Below are 18,681 nucleotides of genomic sequence, written 5' to 3'. Positions count from 1 at the left end.
TACGACGGCCTAGTGCGCGAAGTGGCGTGCTCCGGTGGCGTACAAGGTGATTCCCGCAGCCTTGGCGGCGTCGGCCACCAACTCGTCGCGCATCGACCCACCCGGATGCACGATGGCACGCACTCCGGCATCCGTCAGCACCTCAAGGCCGTCGGGGAACGGGAAGAAGGCATCCGAGGCGGCCACCGCACCGGAGACGCGATCCCCGCCCCGGGACACCGCAAGGCGTGCCGCATCAACCCGGTTGACCTGCCCCATCCCCACGCCGATGGTCGCTCCGCCGGAGGCAATGACAATCGCGTTGGACTTGACGGCCCGCCCTGCCCGCCAGGCAAATACCAAGTCCGCCAACGTGTCCGCATCCGCGGCGGTGCCCGCCACCAACGTCCAGTTGGCCGGGTCGTCGCCTTCGGCATCCAGCGCGTCACGCTCCTGTACCAGCAGGCCACCGCTGATCTGTCGCCACTCGGTGCAGCCGGATTGAGGCTCGGACGCGCGCAACAAACGCACGTTCTTCTTACGGCTCAGCACCTCCACCGCACCGTCGGCGTAGCCCGGGGCAACGATCACCTCGGTGAAGATCTCGGCCACCCGCTCGGCCATCTCCACGCTCACCTCACGGTTGACGGCGATGACACCGCCGAATGCACTCAATGGATCGCATTCGTGCGCCTTGAGATGCGCATCGGCAATCGATATGTCCGACACCGCGATACCGCACGGGTTGGCGTGTTTGATAATCGCCGCACACGCCTTGTCCTGGTCCCAGGCGGCGCGCCAGGCGGCGTCGGCATCGGTGTAGTTGTTGTACGACATTTCTTTGCCGTGCAGCTGCTCCGCCTGAGCCAGACCGTTCCCCACGGCGCCGGTGTACAGGGCCGCCTGCTGATGCGGGTTCTCCCCGTAGCGCAGCACCGTCGAGCGATTCCAGGTTCCGCCGATCCATGACGGCAGTGCCTCGTTGCCAGATTCCACGATCCCCGACAGCCAGCCGGCAACGGCGACGTCATACTCGGCGGTGTGACGGAAAGCCTGGGCCGCCAGTGCTTTCCGCGCCTCCAGGGTGAATCCCCCTGCGGTCACGGCGGCCAGTACCTCCCCATACGAGGCGGGATCGACGACCACCGCCACGCTCGGATGGTTCTTCGCAGCGGCACGCACCATCGAGGGGCCACCGATATCGATCTGTTCGACGCATTCATCCTCGGAGGCACCCGAGGCCACCGTGGCGGCGAACGGGTACAGGTTGACCACCACCAGCTCGAATCCCTTGACGCCCAGCTCCTCGAGCTGGGTCAGGTGCTCCTCACGGCGCGTGTCGGCCAGCACGCCGGCGTGCACGTGCGGGTGCAATGTCTTCACCCTGCCGTCCAGCACCTCCGGGAACCCGGTGACCGCTTCCACCGGAGTTACCGGGATCGAAGCGGCGGCAATGGTTTTCGCGGTCGAACCGGTGGATACCAGTTCCACGCCGGCGGCATGCAGCCCGGCGGCGAGCTCTTCCAGTCCGGTCTTGTCGTAGACGCTGATCAATGCCCGCCGTACGGGTCGCTGCGTACTCACTTGATGGAGGCCCTTCTTCCGTTCCATGTCAAACCTCTGGTGGCGACCGCGGCCAGAACATCGACCAGCAGCGTCCGCTCCACCACCTTGATGCGTTCGTGCAGGGTCGCCTCATCGTCGTCGGCATGCACCGGGACGGCCTGCTGGGCGAGGATCGGCCCCGTGTCCATCCCGGCGTCCACCAGATGCACCGTGCAACCAGTGACCTTGACGCCATGCGCCAGCGCATCGGGCACGGCATTCGCTCCGGGGAAAGACGGCAGTAGCGCCGGATGAGTATTGATCACCCGACCGAGAAACTGCGAAAGAAACTGCGGTCCAAGAATCTTCATAAATCCGGCAGACACCACCAGGTCGGGGCGATGCTCGGCGGTCGCCTCCGCGATAGCAGCGTCCCACAGTTCGCGGGTGTCGTAATCGCCGAGCCGCACGGTGTAACTGGGCAACTGGGCGTCGGCGGCGATGTCGACGGCTGCGCATCGACGATCGGTGCCCACCGCGACGATGCGGGCGGGGAAGTTGCCGGAGGCCGCGTCAAGCAGGGAACGCAGCAGCGTGCCGGTGCCGGAAGCCAGCACCACGACCCGCGCCGGGGCGGACGGGGCAATCTCAACGGCCTGCGCTGGCGCCGACGAGCCGCTCGCGCGAAGAGGACCGGGTTCCGACACGCCGCTGAGCGTAGCCGGGCGAGTCATTTGGTCTGTTCCGGAGGGTCGCTGGGCTGCTCGTCCGCAGCGGCTTCATCAGGCTCCGGCACCGATTCCGGTGCCGGTGCCGGTTCGGACTGTGATTCGGGTTCCGCCTCGTCCCCTGGCTGCTCGTCGGCGTCCTCCGGCTCCTCCGGCGCGAACTCCCCGGGCCCGTCGGGCTCGACTCTTTCCTCCCGGGCGGGCCTGGCCGCGGCCGGAAGTCGGGTCGCGCCGCCCAACATGAACACCGTCAACAGACCGATTACCAGGAACCAGAAGAACACCCCAGGCCCGAATGTGCCCTGGTCGATCCCCAGGCGGCCGAAATTGCCTAGCTGCCCACCACTCAGTTTCCCGACGATCGCCAGGAACGTCGCCGCGAGCAATGCGGCCGTCACCACCTTATGGATGGCGGTGGGCCATGGGGTGGGCCGGCGCGAGCACTGCTGTCCGACGGCCACCCCGGACACCGCGCCGATGATCATCAGTGCCACCCACGCCGGACCGAGTGGCGGCGTAGGTACGGCCGCCAGGATCGGTACCGCCGGCAGCTGACCGCCAAACACGGCAAACGCACTGAAGGTCGCAGTTCCCACCTGTGCGCTGGACCCGACCGCCAACGCACAGGCACCCAGAATCACGTTGGGTGCGTACAGAATTGCCAGCAGGGTCAAGCTCAGCTGGCCCACGAAATCGTTGGTAACGGAGTACAGCTGGTCCATCGTCGCCCAATGCACCACCAGCGACCCGGCCGTGACGGCCGCCGACAGCCCGAAGAGCGCGAGCACACCGGCGAGGGCACCGCGGGCGGCGTCAACCGGCCATGGGGGCAGCTGCAGGGACACCGCGAGCCGCTTGCCGACCCGCACAACAACCCCGACGGCCGCCCCGACGGCGTGGATGCCGAGTACGGACCCGAAGGCGCGCAGCGCATTCGGGGATTGGAGCTGAGTAAGCACCGTCGACGCATCGTGGATGATCGCCAGCGATATCGCCGTCATAAGCAGCGGCCCGGCGAGCGCGGAGGCGATCACCCACCGAATCACGTACCAGGACGCGGTAGGCGCGAGCGTCGACGCGACCGTCCGGGCAACGCCCCACACCATGGCCCCCGCCGGCAGCAGCGGCAGCACCTCGATGACTCGTCCGCCGATCGAGATCGGTACCAGGTGCGTGCCCAGCCACATGCTGGCCACCGCACCGAACGTCCCGGTCATATCGCTGTTGGCAATGACCAACTGCACCAAAACGATTGCCGCAATGATGACCAACGCAACTGCTGACGGGCCGAAGGCAACCGTCAGCAGTGCGCGAGCCTGTGCGGGATTGGCGCGCGAGGGTTGATTCACGCGCCGATCACGGCAGTAGACACCGTCTAGTTAGAGGGACGCGAGGTGCCGAACAGATCGTCACCGCTGGCGGAGGCGGAACCGCCGCCGGTCGCCGCGCCGCCCTGCTGCTCGCCGCCGGCAGCCTGACCGCTGGTGCCACCGAAGGTGGGGTACTGCTGGGTCGGCTGCGCGGAACCGGCCTGCTGCACCGGCTGCGAGGACGGCGGGGTGAAGCCGGAGCTACTAAATCCCTGCGGAGGCGTCGGGGGCGCCGACTGCGGGGGCTGCTGGCCGTAGCCACCGTAGGACGGCGGGGCGGCGGGAGCGGCCTGCTGCTGGCCGTAACCCTGGGCACCGGCCTGGCCGTAACCCTGAGCACCCTGCTGACCGAAACCCTGCTGCTGGCCGTAGCTCGGTGCCTGGCCGTAGCCCTGTCCCTGGGCCGGCGTCTGCTTGGGCGGCTGCTGCTGTGACTGCTGAGCGGGGGTGTAGTACTGGCTCTGCTGCGGCTGGTACTGGTTGCCAAACGGGTTGGTCGCCGGGGCGGCGGCCTTGGCCTTGACGACGCCCACCTCGGTGAGCAGTGCGTACACGGCGGCTGCGGCCTGGAAACCGGACACCACGGCGAGCGTGATCAGGCCCCATCCAACGCCGACCTCACCCAGGGCGCCCGCGAAGGGAGTGCCGAACAGACCGCCGAGCACGAACAGGAAGCCGACGATCGAGAGGATCGCGACGGGAGCCTGCTTGTCGTCCTTGCCGGAGAGCAGGGAGACGCCCGCGGTAAGACCGGCGATCAGCAACGCGAACTGCGCGAACCCGAAGATCGGCGTCGAGACAAGGGCATCGAATCCGCCGAAGCTCCCTGATGTTCCGGCGCTGGCCTTCCCGGTGTAGAAGGGCCCGAATCCGACAATGAAGCCGATCAGGCTCAGCACCAGGACACCGCCGGGCAGGTAGACCCCCAGCGCACCCGTGTTGGGCTCGGACACAAAGGACGGCGTGCCGTACGGGTTGGACGGCTGCGCGGGCTGGTATCCGGGCCCACCGGTCGAATACGTCATTACATCTCCTACGTCACGGTTTCGGTCGTGGTCTCGGGGTAGATCGCCTCCACGCTACTGCACGTTTATCCCCGTTGGGGCGGGGACAAGCCGAAGACAAGCCGAGACGACACTGAGACGGCATCGGTTAGCTCAAAACGGGTACTCGCTCTTCGCTGATGGTTTCCTGAGTGTCGGCGGCTTCGATCTCACGGACCAGCGGCAGCACCTTGGCTCCGAAGTATTCGATCTCCTCTTGGAAATGCAGGAAGCCGCCCAGGATTAGGTCCACCCCGCGGCGCCGGTAGTCGACGATCCGCTCGGCGATCTGTTCCGGCGTGCCGATCAGCTGGGTCCGGAATCCGTCGTTGTACTGCACCAGGTCTTCGAACGAGGAATCCGCCCACATCCCCTTCTTGTCCCCGGTAGAGCTGCCTGCCTGCTGGACGGCACCGCGGAAACCCTCGACTGCGGGCCGGTTGGCCTTGGCGACGATTTCCCGGAGGACCTCCCGCGCTTCCGACTCTGAGTCCCTGGCGATGATGAAACCGTTGAGCCCGAATTTGACTTCGCGCCCGACGGTGCGGGCGTGGTCCCGAACCTCCACGATCTGATCGGTGACGCCGGCGAAATCCTTGCCGTTGGAGAAGTACCAGTCGGAGTAGAGGCCACCGTTGCGGCGCGCGGCCGTGGAGTTGCCGCCCTGAAATAGCTCGGGAGTGTGGAACGGCTTCGGTTTCAGGGTGAAGTCGTGGATCCGATAGAAGTCACCGCGAAAATCAACGTTGTCGGTCGTCCACAATTCTCGCAGCACCTGGAGGAACTCGCCGCTGCGGCGATACCGCTCGTCGTGCTCGAGCCAGGGTTCACCCAGGTGGATGAACTCGTCCTTAAACCATCCCGAGACCACGTTGACGGCGAATCGGCCCTTGCTGAGCTGGTCAGCGGTGGCGCCGAGCTTGGCAAGCACGCCTGGTTGCCAGAATCCGGGGTGGACGGCGGCAATTACCTTGAGCCGCTGGGTGGCCAGGAGCAACGCGAGCGAGAAGCTGGTGGACTCGTGCTGGTACTCGGCGCCGTAGCTGGCTTCGTAGCGCACCTGTGTGAGCGCGTATTCGAAACCGTTGTTCTCGGCGGTCTGTGCGAGCTTGACGTTGTAGTCGTAGCCCCAGTCCGTGCGCTGCTCGATGGTGCTGGTGACCAACCCGCCACTGACGTTGGGGACCCAGTAGGCGAACTTGATGTGGTCGGCGATCCGTTCGGTCGTCATGGGGCTATGCAAACAGTGGACCCGTTGGGCGGTCATCCGTCTGACTCACGGTGATCGCTTTATCTTGCCCCTTCGCCGAGTGTGAGCACTGCTGTTCACACTCGGCGTTTTTCGCGCACTGGCGCTCACACTCGGCAAGATCTTGCGGAGGAATTTGCGCCCTGCTCTCGACATCAAAACTGGAACACGTTCTAATTGACGGATGGACTACGGGCTCGTTCTGTTCACCAGTGACCGCGGCATCTCGCCGGCCATCGCCGCCAAGGCGGCCGAAGACGGCGGGTTCAGCACCTTCTACGTTCCCGAACACACGCACATCCCCATCAAGCGCGAGGCCGCACACCCCGGCACCGGCGGTGCCGAGCTGCCCGATGACCGCTACATGCGCACCCTGGACCCCTGGGTATCCCTCGGCGCGGCCTGCGCCGTGACGTCGAAGATCCGGCTGGCCACCGCCGTCGCCATCCCCGTTGAACACGATCCCATCACCCTCGCCAAATCCATTGCCACCCTTGACCATATGAGTGGCGGTCGGGTCACCGTGGGCGTCGGATACGGCTGGAACACCGACGAACTAGCCGATCACAACGTTCCCGCGGGCCGCCGTCGCACCATGCTGCGCGAGTACATCGAGGCCATGCGCAAGCTCTGGGAAGACGAAGAAGCCAGCTACTCAGGCGAATTCGTCAACTTCGGCCCCAGCTGGGCCTGGCCCAAGACGGTGCAGAAGCACGTGCCGGTGATCGTGGGAGCGGGCGGCACCGAGAAGAACTTCGCGTGGATCTCGAAGAACGCCGACGGCTGGATGTCCACCCCGCGCGACGAGGACATCACCGGCAAGATCGTGGCCCTCAAGGATGCCTGGACGGCGGCAGGGCGCGACGGCGACCCGCTGATCTACGTGCTGGCAGGCAAGCCGGACCCCGAGCAGCTGGCAGCGTGGCGCGAGCTGGGTGTCACCGAGGCCATCTTCGGAATGCCCGACCGCTCCGAAGAAGAGACGCGGGCGTACATCGAGCGGTTGGCCGGGAAACTCGCCGCGTTCGCCTAACGCATGGAAAACGGCGGCAGGGCGGCGAACCGCTGTTCGAGCCTGATCGTCGGCGTTACCCGCGCCACCCATCGGCGCAGACGCGACAACGGATGATCGGGAAACCTTTTATCCCAATGAATTTCGTCCGCAATACTGTATGGAATGCCCGGCTCGAGGTCGGGCGCGTACGGGTGCCGGGGCCACATTTCGGATGAGGCACCGCCGCGAGCCAACAGCTCGTGGAGCACGGCAGCCTCTCTCATGCCAGTAGTCGGGCCCTCCGCGAATGCGCCGCAAACCATCGCATACGAATGCGCGCGCGGGACGACTATCGAGGCCATGAAGGTGAGCCCCTGCGGGGCATCGGCTTTCGGCACTTTCACCACGTAGAGCACACCTGGGAGCGCGTCCACCCCCACAATGAACGCCTCGATGACTCCGGCGCGGCGGTTGACCACAGTCTCGACCAGCGCACGCCGTACCGTGCTCAGATCATCCAGCGGCACCGACAGATACGCGCCCCGCGCATGCGAGGCCCAAAACTGATCCCCGGTCGCCGGGTCGTACCAACCATCCTCGCTCGGCACCAACCCGGATGTGTCGAACAAGAGGTCCACGAACCGAAAAGGTAGCCGCCCACCAGGCGATCTGGAACCTCGTACTCCGATTGTTCATGCGTACGTCACGCAATCTCACTGAATGAAACTTGAATATCGCCTGCCAGTAGATCGGGCACCTCCAGAGAGGCGAAATGGCCGCCTCGCTCAAACTCGGTCCACCGCACGATGTTGTTCTCGCGTTCGGCGAATCGTCGTATCGGAGGCCTGATTTCGGCTGGAAAGACCGCCACGGCGGCCGGAACCTCGGCCTTGCGCGGGCCCGATCCGCGCGCACCCGCCTGCGCGGCGTAGATCTGCGCCGACGAACCTCCGGTACCGGTGAACCAGTAGAACGCGATGTTGGCGAGCATCCGGTCGCGGGAGATCGCGTCTTCGGGCGACCCGTCGTTGTCGGTCCACTCGTAGAACTTCTCCCCGATCCAGGTCATCTGGGCCACAGGGGAATCGGCCAACGCATAGCTCACCGTCTGCGGGCGGGTGTGCTGAATCTGTGCGTACGCCACACCGTCTACCGCGAACCTGCGGCCCGACTCGATGAGACCAAGCTCGGCATCGGTAAGCCCCTGTAGATCCTTTGGCTCAGCCGGAATTCCGTGCATCAACGTCGAGTAATGCACCGCGACAACGTGATCCGGGTGATTGAGACTCAAGGATCGTGTCACCGCGCTCCCCCAGTCGCCACCTTGCGCAACGAACCGCCGGTACCCGAGCCGCGTCATCAACTCCGCCCACGCGTTGGCAATCCGCTTCACACCCCATCCGGCAGTCGGCGGTGTCGAGAACCCGAAGCCGGGCAGCGAGGGGGCCACTACATGGAAGTCCTTGGTCAACAGCCTCAGCACGTCAAGGAATTCCACCACCGACCCTGGCCAGCCATGGGTGATCAGCAACGGCAACGCACCCGGTTTCGCCGACGGGGCATGAATGAAATGCACGCGCTGCCCATCGATCTCGGTGAGGAAGTGCGACCAGGAGTTCAATTCAGCTTCCACCGCCCGCCAGTCGAATCCGGTCCGCCAGTAGTCGGCCAGCTCGCGCGCGTACTCGACGGGCATCCCGTTGCTCCAGCGCTCACCGGGCAGCGGATCCGGCCAGCGTGTCCGGGCTAACCGGTCGTGCAGGTCGTCAAGGTCGTTCTGTGGGATCTCGATCCGGAAGGGCTCGAAGGGCGCCGTGCCCCGCATTCTCGTCGAATGTGCGCTTCAGGGGGCGAATTCCACCTTGAAATCACCCACGTCCTATCATCTGCTCATGGAGAATCCGGAGGGGACCGGCGGCGAGCTGACCATCGCGTTGAGCAAATTGAAGCTGGGGCTGATCGCGCTCGGCGCGATCGCATTTGTGCCGTTATGCATCTGGGTGGTGACACTCAACGATGTCAGCATCGTTCGTCGCGTGATTGTCGGTGTCGGCATTCCGCTATTTGGACTGTGCGCCGTGTTCGCACTGCGGAAGCTCTTCGATACCAGACCAGGACTCATTCTGGGCGGCCAAGGATTCACCGACAACGCAAGCGCCGTCGCCGCCGGATTCGTCCCGTGGGCGGATGTCACCGACATCCGCGTCGTCGACATCAAGCGACAGCGCATGCTGATGGTGGCTGTCAAGAACCCCGCGGACTACATCGCAAGGGGCGGGGCGGTGCGGCGATACCTGAACCGCGCCAATATGCGCATGACAGGCAGCCCGATCGCGATACCGGCGAGCTCCCTCAAGATTGACTTTGATGATCTGGTCGCCAAGTTCGAAGCCAACCGCCCGAAGTTCGGTTAGGCGCTGAGGCCGCTCGCCGAGTGTGAGCGTCAGTGCGCAAATTCTGCCGAGTGTGAGCGTCAGTGCGCACACTCGGCGACAGGGCGAAATAACAAGGGCCCCAACCGGACAACCGGCTGGGGCCCCTGCGATGTAGATCTACAGGTTCTGCAGGATCTCCCGGGCGAGCGCGGCAGTGGCGGACGGCGTCTTGCCGACCTTCACACCCGCGGCCTCCAGGGCCTCTTGCTTGCCCGCAGCGGTGCCCGCACCGTCGGACACGATGGCGCCGGCATGGCCCATGGTCTTGCCCTCGGGCGCGGTGAAGCCCGCGACGTAGCCGACGACAGGCTTAGTCACGTTGGCCTTGATGTAGGCGGCGGCCTTCTCCTCGGCGTCGCCGCCGATCTCGCCGATCATCACGATGATCTTGGTCTCGGGATCCTTTTCGAACGCCTCGATGGCGTCGATGTGGGTGGTGCCGATGACCGGGTCGCCGCCGATACCGATAGCGGTCGAGAAACCGAAATCGCGCAGCTCGTACATCATCTGGTAGGTCAGGGTGCCAGACTTCGACACCAAACCGACCGGGCCGGTGCCGGTGATGTTGTTCGGCGTGATGCCGACCAGCGCCTCACCGGGGGTGATGATGCCGGGGCAGTTCGGGCCGATGATCCGGGTCTTCTCGCCCTTGTCCACGTTGTATGCCCAGGCAAACGCCGAGTCCTGCACCGGGATTCCCTCAGTGATCACCACGAGCAGCGGGATCTCCGCGTCGATGGCCTCAATGATGGCGTCCTTGGAGAACGCCGGCGGAACGAACGCGATCGACACGTCGGCGCCGGTCTTCTCCATCGCCTCGGCGACGGAACCGAAGACGGGGAGCTCGACGGCCGAACCATCCTTCGCGGTGTGGCTGACGGTGGTGCCGGCCTTGCGGGCGTTGACGCCACCGACGATCTGCGTGCCGGCCTTGAGCATCAGCGCGGTGTGCTTGGTGCCCTCGCCGCCGGTGATGCCCTGAACGATGACCTTTGAATCCTTGGTCAGGAAGATAGCCATTTGTCTGTTGTCTCCCTTTACTTGTTCGCCAGCTCGGCGGCCTTGTCGGCCCCGGCATCCATGGTCGTCGCCACTGTGACCAGTGGATGGTTGAAGTCTGCGAGGATCTTGCGGCCCTCTTCGACGTTGTTGCCATCGAGACGCACCACGAGCGGCTTGTTCGCCTCGGCGCCCAAGGTCTGCAGTGCGCCGACGATGCCGTTGGCCACCGCGTCGCACGCGGTGATGCCGCCGAAGACGTTGACGAAAACGCTCTTGACCTGAGTGTCGTTCAGGATCACGTCGAGGCCCGCAGCCATCACGGCAGCCGAAGCGCCGCCGCCGATGTCGAGGAAGTTGGCAGGCTTGACGCCGCCGTGGTTCTCGCCGGCGTAGGCGACCACGTCGAGGGTCGACATGACCAGACCCGCGCCGTTGCCGATGATGCCGACCTCGCCGTCGAGCTTGACGTAGTTGAGGTCGTTCTCTTTGGCCTTGAGCTCCAGCGGATCGGTGGCGTCCTTGTCCTCGAACTCGGCGTGGCCGGGCTGACGGAAGTCAGCGTTCGCGTCGAGGGTGACCTTGCCGTCGAGGGCCAAGATCTGATCGTCGGGCGTGCGCACCAACGGGTTGACCTCCACCAGGGTGGCGTCTTCGCCGATAAACACTTCCCACAGCTTCTGGATGGTCACGGCTGCCGCGTCCAGCACCTCGGCCGGCAGCTTGCCCTTCTCGGCGATCTCACGGGCCAGCGCCAGGTCGACACCCTTGACGGCGTCTACCGACACCTTTGCCAGTGCGTCCGGGTTCTCCTCCGCGGTCACTTCGATCTCGACCCCACCCTCGACCGAGCACATGGCCAGGTAGGTGCGGTTCGAGCGATCGAGCAAGAAGGAGATGTAGTACTCCTCGGCGATATCGCTGGCCTCGGCGACCAGGATCTTCTTGACGACGTGGCCCTTGATGTCCAGGCCCAGGATGTTCTGCGCATGCGTGAAAGCGTCATCGGGGGTGGCGGCGTACTTCACACCACCGGCCTTACCGCGACCGCCTACCTTGACCTGCGCCTTGATCATCACCGGCTTGCCGATTTCCTCGGCGATCGCCTTGGCATCCTCGGCAGAATCGGTCACGCGACCAGGTGTTGTAGGCACACCGTGCTTGGCGAACAGCTCCTTGGCCTGGTACTCGAATAGATCCATATGTGCTAACCCTTGTCTTCATTCGGCTATGAATGTCCGCGACTTGCTGATTGCACTACGGACTGTAGCCACCGCCACACGAGGGCCTCTCACTACTTCCGAGTAAGTGGCCGAATTCACCACCTGGCCATCTGCACGACGTGCGGTTTAGGACTCAATCCCGTCTGCAACCGGTTTCAGTTCGGTCACGAGGGGTCGCCATATCTCCGTGATCTGTGGTGAGGTAGCCCCGGCGAGATTCGGCAACGATGCCCGGGCTTGGGAGTCCCATCAGCGACTTCGTGACACAGCTCACATTTTAGATGCGTATCCACGCATTGAGTTGCGACTCCCCTTGCCCAACCGTTACCTTCTCTTGGGTTAGATCACGTTTTGGTCACGCTGGTTCGTGACGCCGACGGAAGACTGGCAGGGTTTTGACACAGCATCGAGCGACACGCACGCGTGGGGACCGGGACGCGTCACCGAGCGAGAACGAGATCACCAACATCGTGCCGATTGACGAATTCGGCCTTCGTGACGCTCTGGAGCGCCCCGAACTCGAGGACTACGACGTCTACGAGGACGCGCCCGAGAATGACACTGAAGTTCCATCTCTGACAGCTCTCGACCAGCTCGAGCAGGACTGGGTAGAAGACACCGACGAAGCGGACCGGATCCGCGCCTCCATCGAGGCGACCGCCGATTGGTTCGCCGCCTCGGCTGCACGCACCAGAGACCCCCGCGATACCCCCACCGACAAGCTGCCCCGGATCAGCAGCGGAGGCGCACACCGCCGCCGCGAGATCGGTCAGGTCGGCAAGACGCGCATCGCGCTGGCCGCCATGGCCGCCGGTGCGGCTGCCGCCGCCGGGTACACCGCACTAGGTGAGCACGACGCCGCGACGGCCGCGGATCACCATGGCCTCGCGCTCGGTAACTCCCAGGCCGTCATGGCCGCTCACGGACCGCAGTTGATCTCCGCTCCGCTGGCCGCCGACGCGTCCATCACCGAGGAGCAGCTGGCGAAGGGTGTCGCGTTCGCGACAGAACGCGCCGACCGCGAAAAACGACTGTCCGGCCCCCGCTTCGTGATGCCTGCCAACGGCACCTTTACCTCGGGCTTCGGATACCGCTGGGGCGCGCTGCACGGCGGTATCGATATTGCCAATAGCATCGGCACCCCGATCTCTGCCGCCGCAGACGGTGTCGTCATCGCCACCGGCCCCACCGCCGGCTACGGCGCCTGGGTGAAGATCCGGCACTCGGACGGCACCGTGACGTTGTACGGCCACATCAACACCTGGGAAGTTGCCGTGGGCCAGCGCGTGATGGCTGGCGATCGCATCGCCACCATCGGCAACCGCGGTAACTCCACCGGGCCGCACCTGCACTTCGAGGTGCTGCTGGGCGGTTCGCAGCGCATCGACCCGCAAGGCTGGTTGGCCAACAAGGGCATCACCTTCAGCCGCTTCGGCGACTAATTCGCTTCGATCAACGCCGAGTGTGAGCGCCACTGCGCACACTCGGCGTTTTTCGTGCCCTGACGCTCACACTCGATGGCCGTGCCGCGGAGTCTAAGCTTCCCTCCGAGGGGGTGAGCGTGCGCGACGGATTCCACAAGGCTGCGCCGTTCGTCCTCGTCATCGCGGCAGCCGCGGTCCTCACCAGCGACATCGTCGCGGGCAGTCCAACACACGAGGTGGCGTACGCCTCCGAGCGTGCGGATCGCGAGAAGCGTCTGGTGGGTCCACGTTTCGTGATGCCGGCCAACGGCACGTTCACCGGCAGCTTCGGTGTTCGCTGGGGTGTGCTGCACGGCGGTATCGACATCGCAAACAGCATTGGTACCCCGATCCTGGCAGCCGCCGACGGCGTCGTGATCGCCGCCGGACCCACCACCGCCCAGAGTTTCGGGACCTGGGTCAAGGTCCAACACTCGGACGGCACCGTCACCGTGTACGGCCATGTCGATACGTGGACGGTGTCGACAGGACAGCGCGTGCTGGCGGGCGATCAGATCGCCACGATGGGTGCGCGTGGCTCGACGACCGGCCCTCTCCTGCATTTTGAGGTGCTGTTAGGCGGCACTCAGCGCATCGACCCGCAGGGTTGGCTAGCCGAGCGCGGCATCGTCTTCACGAGGTTTGGATAGTCAGACCTTTTGGCACCGGCGCGAATCAGGCGGCGGACCATCAAGATTCGCGGGGGCCGTAGGCTCGTCGCATGCCACATGTTGAGCTCAACGGCCAGAGCATCTTCTATACCGACACCGGCGAGCATGACCTTCCCGTAGTGCTGGGCACCCACGCAACGTTGATGGACACGGTGTCGCTCGAGGAGTTGACCAAGCGCATCAGCGAAGCGGGCTTTCGAGTGGTGACCTTCGATCTGCGCGGCCACGGTCAGACGGTCTACGACAAGAACCCGTACATGATCGAAGATATGGTCGGCGACGCCGTCGGATTAATGGACCACCTTGGCGTGCAATCATTTACGTTCCTCGGGGAGGGGCAGGGCGCGGTACTGGCGTTGCGTACCGCCCTAGCAGCACCAGCGCGGATCAAGGGTCTGGTGCTGCTCGGTTCCACCGCCGCGGCCCCGGATGCCTCAGAAAACGCCGCATTAGAGGCCGCCATGGACATTTGGTGCACAAACGGCCCCGACCCCGCGGTATATGGGCTAGTCGCCCAGTTCGCCACTGGAACGCAAAAAGACGCCGACGCCCTGCTCGAACGCTGGCAGCGCTCCGACTGGAAGCACTACCGCGAGGCTTCCAACGCACTCGCCAACCGCACCGACTTCGTGGCCCAGCTAGGTTCGATCGTCGCCCCAGCCTTGGTTCTCCACGGTACTGAAGACTTCTTCGTGCCCATTCAGTTAGGCAAGACCGTCGCTGAAAATCTCGGCGGTGAAACAGTTTTCGAAACTATCGACGGCGAGCGGCAGACGATCAGCGTGGCATTCAACCCCCGCGTCGCCGAGCACGTGACAGCCTGGCTAACTAAGACCAACGCCTAACAAGAGAGACCCACTGGACTGCGGGGTGTGCCACGCCCGCATGTCCAACGTGCGCACCGTCCCGTCCACGTCGTTCAGAACCCACGGCCGAGTTTCCGGATCGGTTGGGATGGGTTGCTTCCACTGCTCCTGAAAGACCGTGATCGGCATGAGCGAGTTGACGATTCGTTTCAAGTCAGGATGGTCGGGGCTGGCCGCAAGGCTCCATTTCAGCCGACCGATGCACCACTGTGAGGATTGTTCCCAATTGGGGATCACATTGCGCGACCTCACCGAGTGATAGTGCCAATGGATGAAGTTGGGGGCCATCCACACGCCGGGGAAGTACTGCTGGAACTTCTCGTTGGAACCAACGATGGTCCAGCCCGGGGTTATCCATGCTGCCGCGTGCGGCATGAGCGATGCCAAGTAGACCTCGACGTTGGTCGGCAGCGTTGCAGTGTCCACCATCGCCCTGCCGCCTAACCGGTGCAGATATTGGGTTTCCCACGGTGACAATTCGAGAGCCGAGGCCAATGCGGCGAGCACCTTCACCCCGGGGACCCGCGTCCCAGCTTCGATCTTCTGCACCCACGCTTCGCTGTAACCGGTCACGCTCGCCAGCGCCAGCTGGGTAAGACCCGCGCGTTCTCGTGCAGCCTTCACCAGAGACCCGAGCAAATTAGCGTTGGACACGTACAAAAAGTACGCCTTCCCACCTCTTGACGACCAATTGGACGGGATGGTTACTTAGCTGTGTGCGAATTCGAGTTCGCGCAGACTTCGACCGAATCGGAAGATTTCCGTCGAGGTCAAAGCAACGGGCAAACCTGGAGAGGTCGACACGGGACGGTGGCGACCGCGGGTAATTGCCCTGATTGCCGATCAGAGATGGGTTCGCGCCCCTTTGAGGTGTCCCTGTTGGCCGTCGAGGGGTTGGCCAACAAGGGCATCACCTTCAGCCGCTTCGCGACTAATTCGCTTCGATTAACGCCGAGTGTGAGCGCCAGTGCGCACACTCGGCGTTTTTCGTGCCCTGACGCTCACACTCGGTGCACATCGCAGTGCCGTTCGGGCGTAATACACTTCGCATCGAGGTGAAGGCTAGTTCTTCCCACCTGCCACCGCATTCGCATGGCGAACTGCGGTTCGCGCATGAAGCTCCGGCGCCGAGCTACAGCTGGGCATGCGTATCAGAGCTTTTGCACGGGCGCGAAGTTGTGCATCAGCTTGACGCGTCCATCGCTGCCGAAGTCGATCAGCGAGGTGGCGGCCTCACCGTTCCCGGTGACCTCCATGACCCGGCCCAGCCCGTACTTGTCGTGGCTCACGCGATCGCCGGGTTCCAGGACCAGCAGCGGCTTGGTGCGCTTCTTGGAGGGGGCACCCATCGAGGTTCCGCCGCCGCGCGCCCCGCTGGCCCCGTAGCCTCCACCGCCGTAGCTTCCCGCGCCGGTCGCGATGCGTCCTGGTATCGGATCGGTGCGGCGCCAGTCGATGAGTTCCTGCGGAATCTCTTGCAGGAAACGCGATTCCGGGTTCATCATGGGCTGCCCCCACGATGAACGCACCTTGGCCCGGCTCAGATACAGGCGCTGACGCGCCCGAGTGATCCCGACGTACGCGAGCCGTCGTTCCTCGGCCAGCTCCACCGGATCGCCCAGGGCCCGCATATGCGGGAACATGCCGTCCTCCCAGCCGGTGACGAACACCACCGGGAACTCCAGCCCCTTGGCCGTGTGCAGCGTCATCAGGGTGACCACTCCGGCGGTGGATTCGGGAAGCTCGTCGGCATCGGCGACCAGCGACACCCGCTCCAGGAACGCCTCAAGGCTTCCCGGAGGCGCACCGACATCCTCGTCGTCGACCGGAAGATCTTGCCCCGCGGCCTGGGCATTGGCCGCGTCGGCACTGAATTCGTGTGCGACGCTGACTAATTCGTTGAGGTTATCGAGACGTGCCAATTCCTGCGGGTCGCTACTGTTCTCCAACTCATAGCGGTATCCGGTGTGGTTGAGCACCGCCTCCACCACGTCACCGATGTCGGGCAATGCCCCCGGGTCGGTGCGCAGCGTGGCACGGATCTTGTCGAGCATGTCCATGAAGGCAGCAATTGCCTTCTCCGAGCGAGAGTTCAGCATCGCCACCTTGCCGGCGGCAGCATCCGCAAGCGACTCACCGAAACCGATGCCGGCGGTCTCCGCATGCACGGCAACACACGCTTCGGCCCGGTCCCCGATGCCGCGACGCGGGGTATTGAGGATCCGGCGCAGGCTCACCGCGTCGCCCGGGTTGGTCAGCACCCGCAGGTAGGCGACGATATCGCGGATTTCCTTGCGCTCGTAGAACCGCACTCCCCCAACGACTTTGTAGGGGATACCGGATCGAATGAATATTTCTTCCACCGACCGGGAGTTGTTGTTGGTGCGGTAAAACACAGCGACATCACCGTAGTTGGCGTCGCTGCGATCGAAGAGCCCGTCGATCTCCCTCGCGATGAACGACGCCTCGTCGTGCTCGTTGTCCGCGACGTATCCGACGATCAGCTCGCCCTCACCGGAATCGGTCCACAGCCGCTTCTCGCGGCGGTTCGCATTTTTGGCGATGACGGCATTGGCGGCGCTCAGTATGTTCTGCGTGGACCGATAGTTCTGTTCCAGCAGAATGGTTTTCGCGTTCGGGTAGTCGCGCTCGAATTCCTCGATGTTGCGGATGGTGGCACCGCGGAACGCATAGATGGACTGGTCCGCGTCACCGACGACGCACAACTCGGCGGGGGGCGGACTGTCGGGGTCTTCGGTATGTGCACCGGCGAGTTCCCGCACCAGCACATACTGCGCATGGTTGGTGTCTTGGTACTCATCGACCAGAATGTGCCGGAACTTGCGGCGGTAGAACTGCGCGATCTGCGGAAACTGTTGCAGCACAGCCACGGTCTCACCGATGAGGTCGTCGAAGTCAAGGGCATTGGCCGCGCGCAGCCGCCGCTGGTACTCGTTGTACACGTCGGCGGCAATTTTGGGGAGATCCCCGTGCAGCTCTCCTTCCGATCGTGCATCCACGCTGAGATTGGCCACCGCCTGCTCGGGCGAGATGAGCTCGTTCTTCAGGTTGGAGATCGCGGTGGCGAGCAGCCGCGGCGAGTAGCGCTTCATGTCCAGGCCCATATCGCGGCCGATCATCTGCAGCAGCCGCCGGGAGTCGTCGGCGTCATAGATCGAGAAGCTGGAGTTCAGCCCGGGCAGCAGTGAGGCCTGGTTCCGCAGGATGCGCACGCAGCTGGAGTGGAACGTCGACACCCACATCGATGACACACGATTCGCGACGATCGCACCGACCCGCTCGCGCATCTCGGCAGCGGCCTTGTTGGTGAAGGTGATGGCCAGGATCTGTCCCGGGCTGACGTCCCGCTCGGCCAACAGGTAGGCAATCCGGCGGGTCAGCACCGCCGTCTTCCCCGACCCGGCACCCGCCACGATCAGCAGCGGCGACCCCTGATGCGCGACGGCGGCCCGCTGCTGCGGGTTCAGGCCGTCAAGCAACGCATCGCTAGAGGATGAGGAGCCGGAAGGCATGTCAAAAAGTGCTGGTTCAGAAAGATTCGCCATGACCGGTCCAACTTACCGCTGACGAGGGACAACACACGTCAGCTACAATCAACGACGTGCTCAACCACGGCTGGCGATTTTTTTACGGGTATCGGACTCCGGTGCCCGTGGTCTAGCCGATTCACGAGCCCCGCAGTCCGCTACCGGACTACGGGGCTCATCTCTTGAGAGGCCGGATTCCGGGGTGGCATGCGGGGCGAACCGCTCCAAGAGAAAGTGTGAGAAAGAATGACTACTCAAATGACCGAGAACGCCGGCAAAGGCGACGCTGCCAGGGCCGAGGATCCAAGCCCCGACATCGATGAGCTGCGCAAGGAAATCGATCGCCTCGATGCCGAGATCCTCGCCGCGATCAAGCGTCGCACCGAGGTGTCCCAGTCGATCGGCAGGGCGCGGATGGCCTCCGGTGGCCCCCGCCTGGTGCACAGCCGCGAAATGAAAGTTCTCCAACGCTTCAGCGAATTGGGCCAAGAAGGCCATACTCTCGCAATGCTGCTGCTGCGCCTGGGCCGCGGCAGATTGGGACACTAATCCGGCCGAACACCGGTGG

Annotated in this window: 16 protein-coding genes and 1 pseudogene; 6 read left to right on the top strand and 11 right to left on the bottom strand. The window is 64.3% G+C overall.

The window, feature by feature from the left end; genetic code table 11:
* Nucleotides 1-9: 9 nt before the first annotated feature.
* From purH to sfnG, 5 genes are all read right to left on the bottom strand, one after another.
* The gene (gene purH, locus FZI91_RS08885) at nucleotides 10-1,563 is read right to left on the bottom strand and encodes a bifunctional phosphoribosylaminoimidazolecarboxamide formyltransferase/IMP cyclohydrolase (RefSeq protein ID WP_162525437.1); all 1,554 of its coding nucleotides are present in this window, start codon (nucleotides 1,561-1,563) and stop codon (nucleotides 10-12) included.
* On the bottom strand, nucleotides 1,560-2,258 hold the full coding sequence (purN, locus tag FZI91_RS08880) for a phosphoribosylglycinamide formyltransferase (RefSeq protein WP_155938680.1): 699 nt from the start codon (nucleotides 2,256-2,258) through the stop codon (nucleotides 1,560-1,562). The genes purH and purN overlap by 4 nt, the downstream gene beginning before the upstream one ends.
* Complete coding sequence (locus FZI91_RS08875) at nucleotides 2,255-3,601, bottom strand: DUF6350 family protein (RefSeq protein WP_162525436.1); 1,347 nt, start codon at nucleotides 3,599-3,601, stop codon at nucleotides 2,255-2,257. Before FZI91_RS08875 ends, purN begins: the two co-directional genes overlap by 4 nt.
* 26 nt (nucleotides 3,602-3,627) lie before the next feature.
* Complete coding sequence (locus tag FZI91_RS08870; RefSeq protein ID WP_155938679.1) at nucleotides 3,628-4,647, bottom strand: DUF5336 domain-containing protein; 1,020 nt, start codon at nucleotides 4,645-4,647, stop codon at nucleotides 3,628-3,630.
* A gap of 127 nt (nucleotides 4,648-4,774) precedes the next feature.
* On the bottom strand, nucleotides 4,775-5,896 hold the full coding sequence (gene sfnG / locus FZI91_RS08865; protein ID WP_155938678.1) for a dimethylsulfone monooxygenase SfnG: 1,122 nt from the start codon (nucleotides 5,894-5,896) through the stop codon (nucleotides 4,775-4,777).
* Between the two features lie 202 nt (nucleotides 5,897-6,098).
* Here sfnG and FZI91_RS08860 point away from each other — a divergent pair, with 202 nt between their 5' ends.
* Nucleotides 6,099-6,947: an LLM class F420-dependent oxidoreductase gene (locus FZI91_RS08860; protein WP_155938677.1), complete on the top strand. Its 849-nt coding sequence runs from the start codon at nucleotides 6,099-6,101 to the stop codon at nucleotides 6,945-6,947.
* Here FZI91_RS08860 and FZI91_RS08855 read toward each other — a convergent pair.
* Nucleotides 6,944-7,546: a hypothetical protein gene (locus FZI91_RS08855; protein WP_162525435.1), complete on the bottom strand. Its 603-nt coding sequence runs from the start codon at nucleotides 7,544-7,546 to the stop codon at nucleotides 6,944-6,946. The two genes, FZI91_RS08860 and FZI91_RS08855, sit on opposite strands and share 4 nt — an antisense overlap.
* Nucleotides 7,547-7,611: 65 nt before the next feature.
* On the bottom strand, nucleotides 7,612-8,733 hold the full coding sequence (locus tag FZI91_RS08850; RefSeq protein ID WP_155938676.1) for an epoxide hydrolase family protein: 1,122 nt from the start codon (nucleotides 8,731-8,733) through the stop codon (nucleotides 7,612-7,614).
* 67 nt (nucleotides 8,734-8,800) lie between these two features.
* Between FZI91_RS08850 and FZI91_RS08845 the strand changes: the two genes are divergently transcribed.
* Nucleotides 8,801-9,322: an STM3941 family protein gene (locus FZI91_RS08845; RefSeq protein WP_155938675.1), complete on the top strand. Its 522-nt coding sequence runs from the start codon at nucleotides 8,801-8,803 to the stop codon at nucleotides 9,320-9,322.
* A 138-nt stretch (nucleotides 9,323-9,460) separates the two neighbouring features.
* On the opposite strand, the gene sucD is transcribed toward FZI91_RS08845, so the two are convergent.
* Together sucD and sucC are read right to left on the bottom strand one after the other, a co-directional pair.
* A complete protein-coding gene (sucD, locus tag FZI91_RS08840) occupies nucleotides 9,461-10,363 on the bottom strand; it encodes a succinate--CoA ligase subunit alpha (protein WP_155938674.1) in 903 nt (300 codons plus the stop codon).
* 17 nt (nucleotides 10,364-10,380) lie between these two features.
* Nucleotides 10,381-11,544, bottom strand: a complete 1,164-nt coding sequence (gene sucC, locus FZI91_RS08835) for an ADP-forming succinate--CoA ligase subunit beta (protein ID WP_155938673.1) — start codon at nucleotides 11,542-11,544, stop codon at nucleotides 10,381-10,383.
* A gap of 416 nt (nucleotides 11,545-11,960) precedes the next feature.
* Between sucC and FZI91_RS08830 the strand changes: the two genes are divergently transcribed.
* From FZI91_RS08830 to FZI91_RS08820, 3 genes and pseudogenes are all read left to right on the top strand, one after another.
* A complete protein-coding gene (locus FZI91_RS08830) occupies nucleotides 11,961-13,007 on the top strand; it encodes a M23 family metallopeptidase (RefSeq protein WP_162525434.1) in 1,047 nt (348 codons plus the stop codon).
* A 221-nt stretch (nucleotides 13,008-13,228) separates the two neighbouring features.
* Nucleotides 13,229-13,678, top strand: a pseudogene (locus FZI91_RS08825) (M23 family metallopeptidase); the annotation flags it as partial.
* Nucleotides 13,679-13,749: 71 nt separating this feature from the next.
* Nucleotides 13,750-14,544 (top strand): alpha/beta fold hydrolase, encoded by a 795-nt coding sequence (locus tag FZI91_RS08820; RefSeq protein ID WP_155938672.1) that lies wholly within the window; start codon nucleotides 13,750-13,752, stop codon nucleotides 14,542-14,544.
* Here the strand turns inward: FZI91_RS08820 and FZI91_RS08815 are convergent.
* Nucleotides 14,524-15,219, bottom strand: a complete 696-nt coding sequence (locus tag FZI91_RS08815; RefSeq protein WP_162525433.1) for a helix-turn-helix transcriptional regulator — start codon at nucleotides 15,217-15,219, stop codon at nucleotides 14,524-14,526. The genes FZI91_RS08820 and FZI91_RS08815 overlap by 21 nt on opposite strands.
* 497 nt (nucleotides 15,220-15,716) lie before the next feature.
* Complete coding sequence (gene pcrA, locus FZI91_RS08810) at nucleotides 15,717-18,065, bottom strand: DNA helicase PcrA (RefSeq protein WP_203448761.1); 2,349 nt, start codon at nucleotides 18,063-18,065, stop codon at nucleotides 15,717-15,719.
* Nucleotides 18,066-18,359: 294 nt separating this feature from the next.
* Here pcrA and FZI91_RS08805 point away from each other — a divergent pair, with 294 nt between their 5' ends.
* A complete protein-coding gene (locus tag FZI91_RS08805; protein WP_375234327.1) occupies nucleotides 18,360-18,662 on the top strand; it encodes a chorismate mutase in 303 nt (100 codons plus the stop codon).
* The last annotated feature ends 19 nt before the right edge of the window (nucleotides 18,663-18,681 follow it).

The sequence above is a fragment of the Mycobacteroides sp. CBMA 271 genome (assembly GCF_009729205.1).
Classification (GTDB): Bacteria; Actinomycetota; Actinomycetes; order Mycobacteriales; family Mycobacteriaceae; genus Mycobacterium.
The sequence above is the reverse complement of the archived record's forward strand: the minus strand, read 5'-3'. Positions and strand labels throughout refer to the sequence as shown.

Bases quoted from the DNA above. Each gene is read 5' to 3' on its own strand.
- purN (WP_155938680.1), bottom strand. From the start codon at position 2,258: ATGACTCGCCCGGCTACGCTCAGCGGCGTGTCGGAACCCGGTCCTCTT.
- FZI91_RS08870 (WP_155938679.1), bottom strand. From the start codon at position 4,647: ATGACGTATTCGACCGGTGGGCCCGGATACCAGCCCGCGCAGCCGTCC.
- sfnG (WP_155938678.1), bottom strand. From the start codon at position 5,896: ATGACGACCGAACGGATCGCCGACCACATCAAGTTCGCCTACTGGGTC.
- FZI91_RS08860 (WP_155938677.1), top strand. From the start codon at position 6,099: ATGGACTACGGGCTCGTTCTGTTCACCAGTGACCGCGGCATCTCGCCG.
- FZI91_RS08850 (WP_155938676.1), bottom strand. From the start codon at position 8,733: ATGCGGGGCACGGCGCCCTTCGAGCCCTTCCGGATCGAGATCCCACAG.
- FZI91_RS08845 (WP_155938675.1), top strand. From the start codon at position 8,801: ATGGAGAATCCGGAGGGGACCGGCGGCGAGCTGACCATCGCGTTGAGC.
- sucD (WP_155938674.1), bottom strand. From the start codon at position 10,363: ATGGCTATCTTCCTGACCAAGGATTCAAAGGTCATCGTTCAGGGCATC.
- sucC (WP_155938673.1), bottom strand. From the start codon at position 11,544: ATGGATCTATTCGAGTACCAGGCCAAGGAGCTGTTCGCCAAGCACGGT.
- FZI91_RS08820 (WP_155938672.1), top strand. From the start codon at position 13,750: ATGCCACATGTTGAGCTCAACGGCCAGAGCATCTTCTATACCGACACC.
- FZI91_RS08805 (WP_375234327.1), top strand. From the start codon at position 18,360: ATGACTACTCAAATGACCGAGAACGCCGGCAAAGGCGACGCTGCCAGG.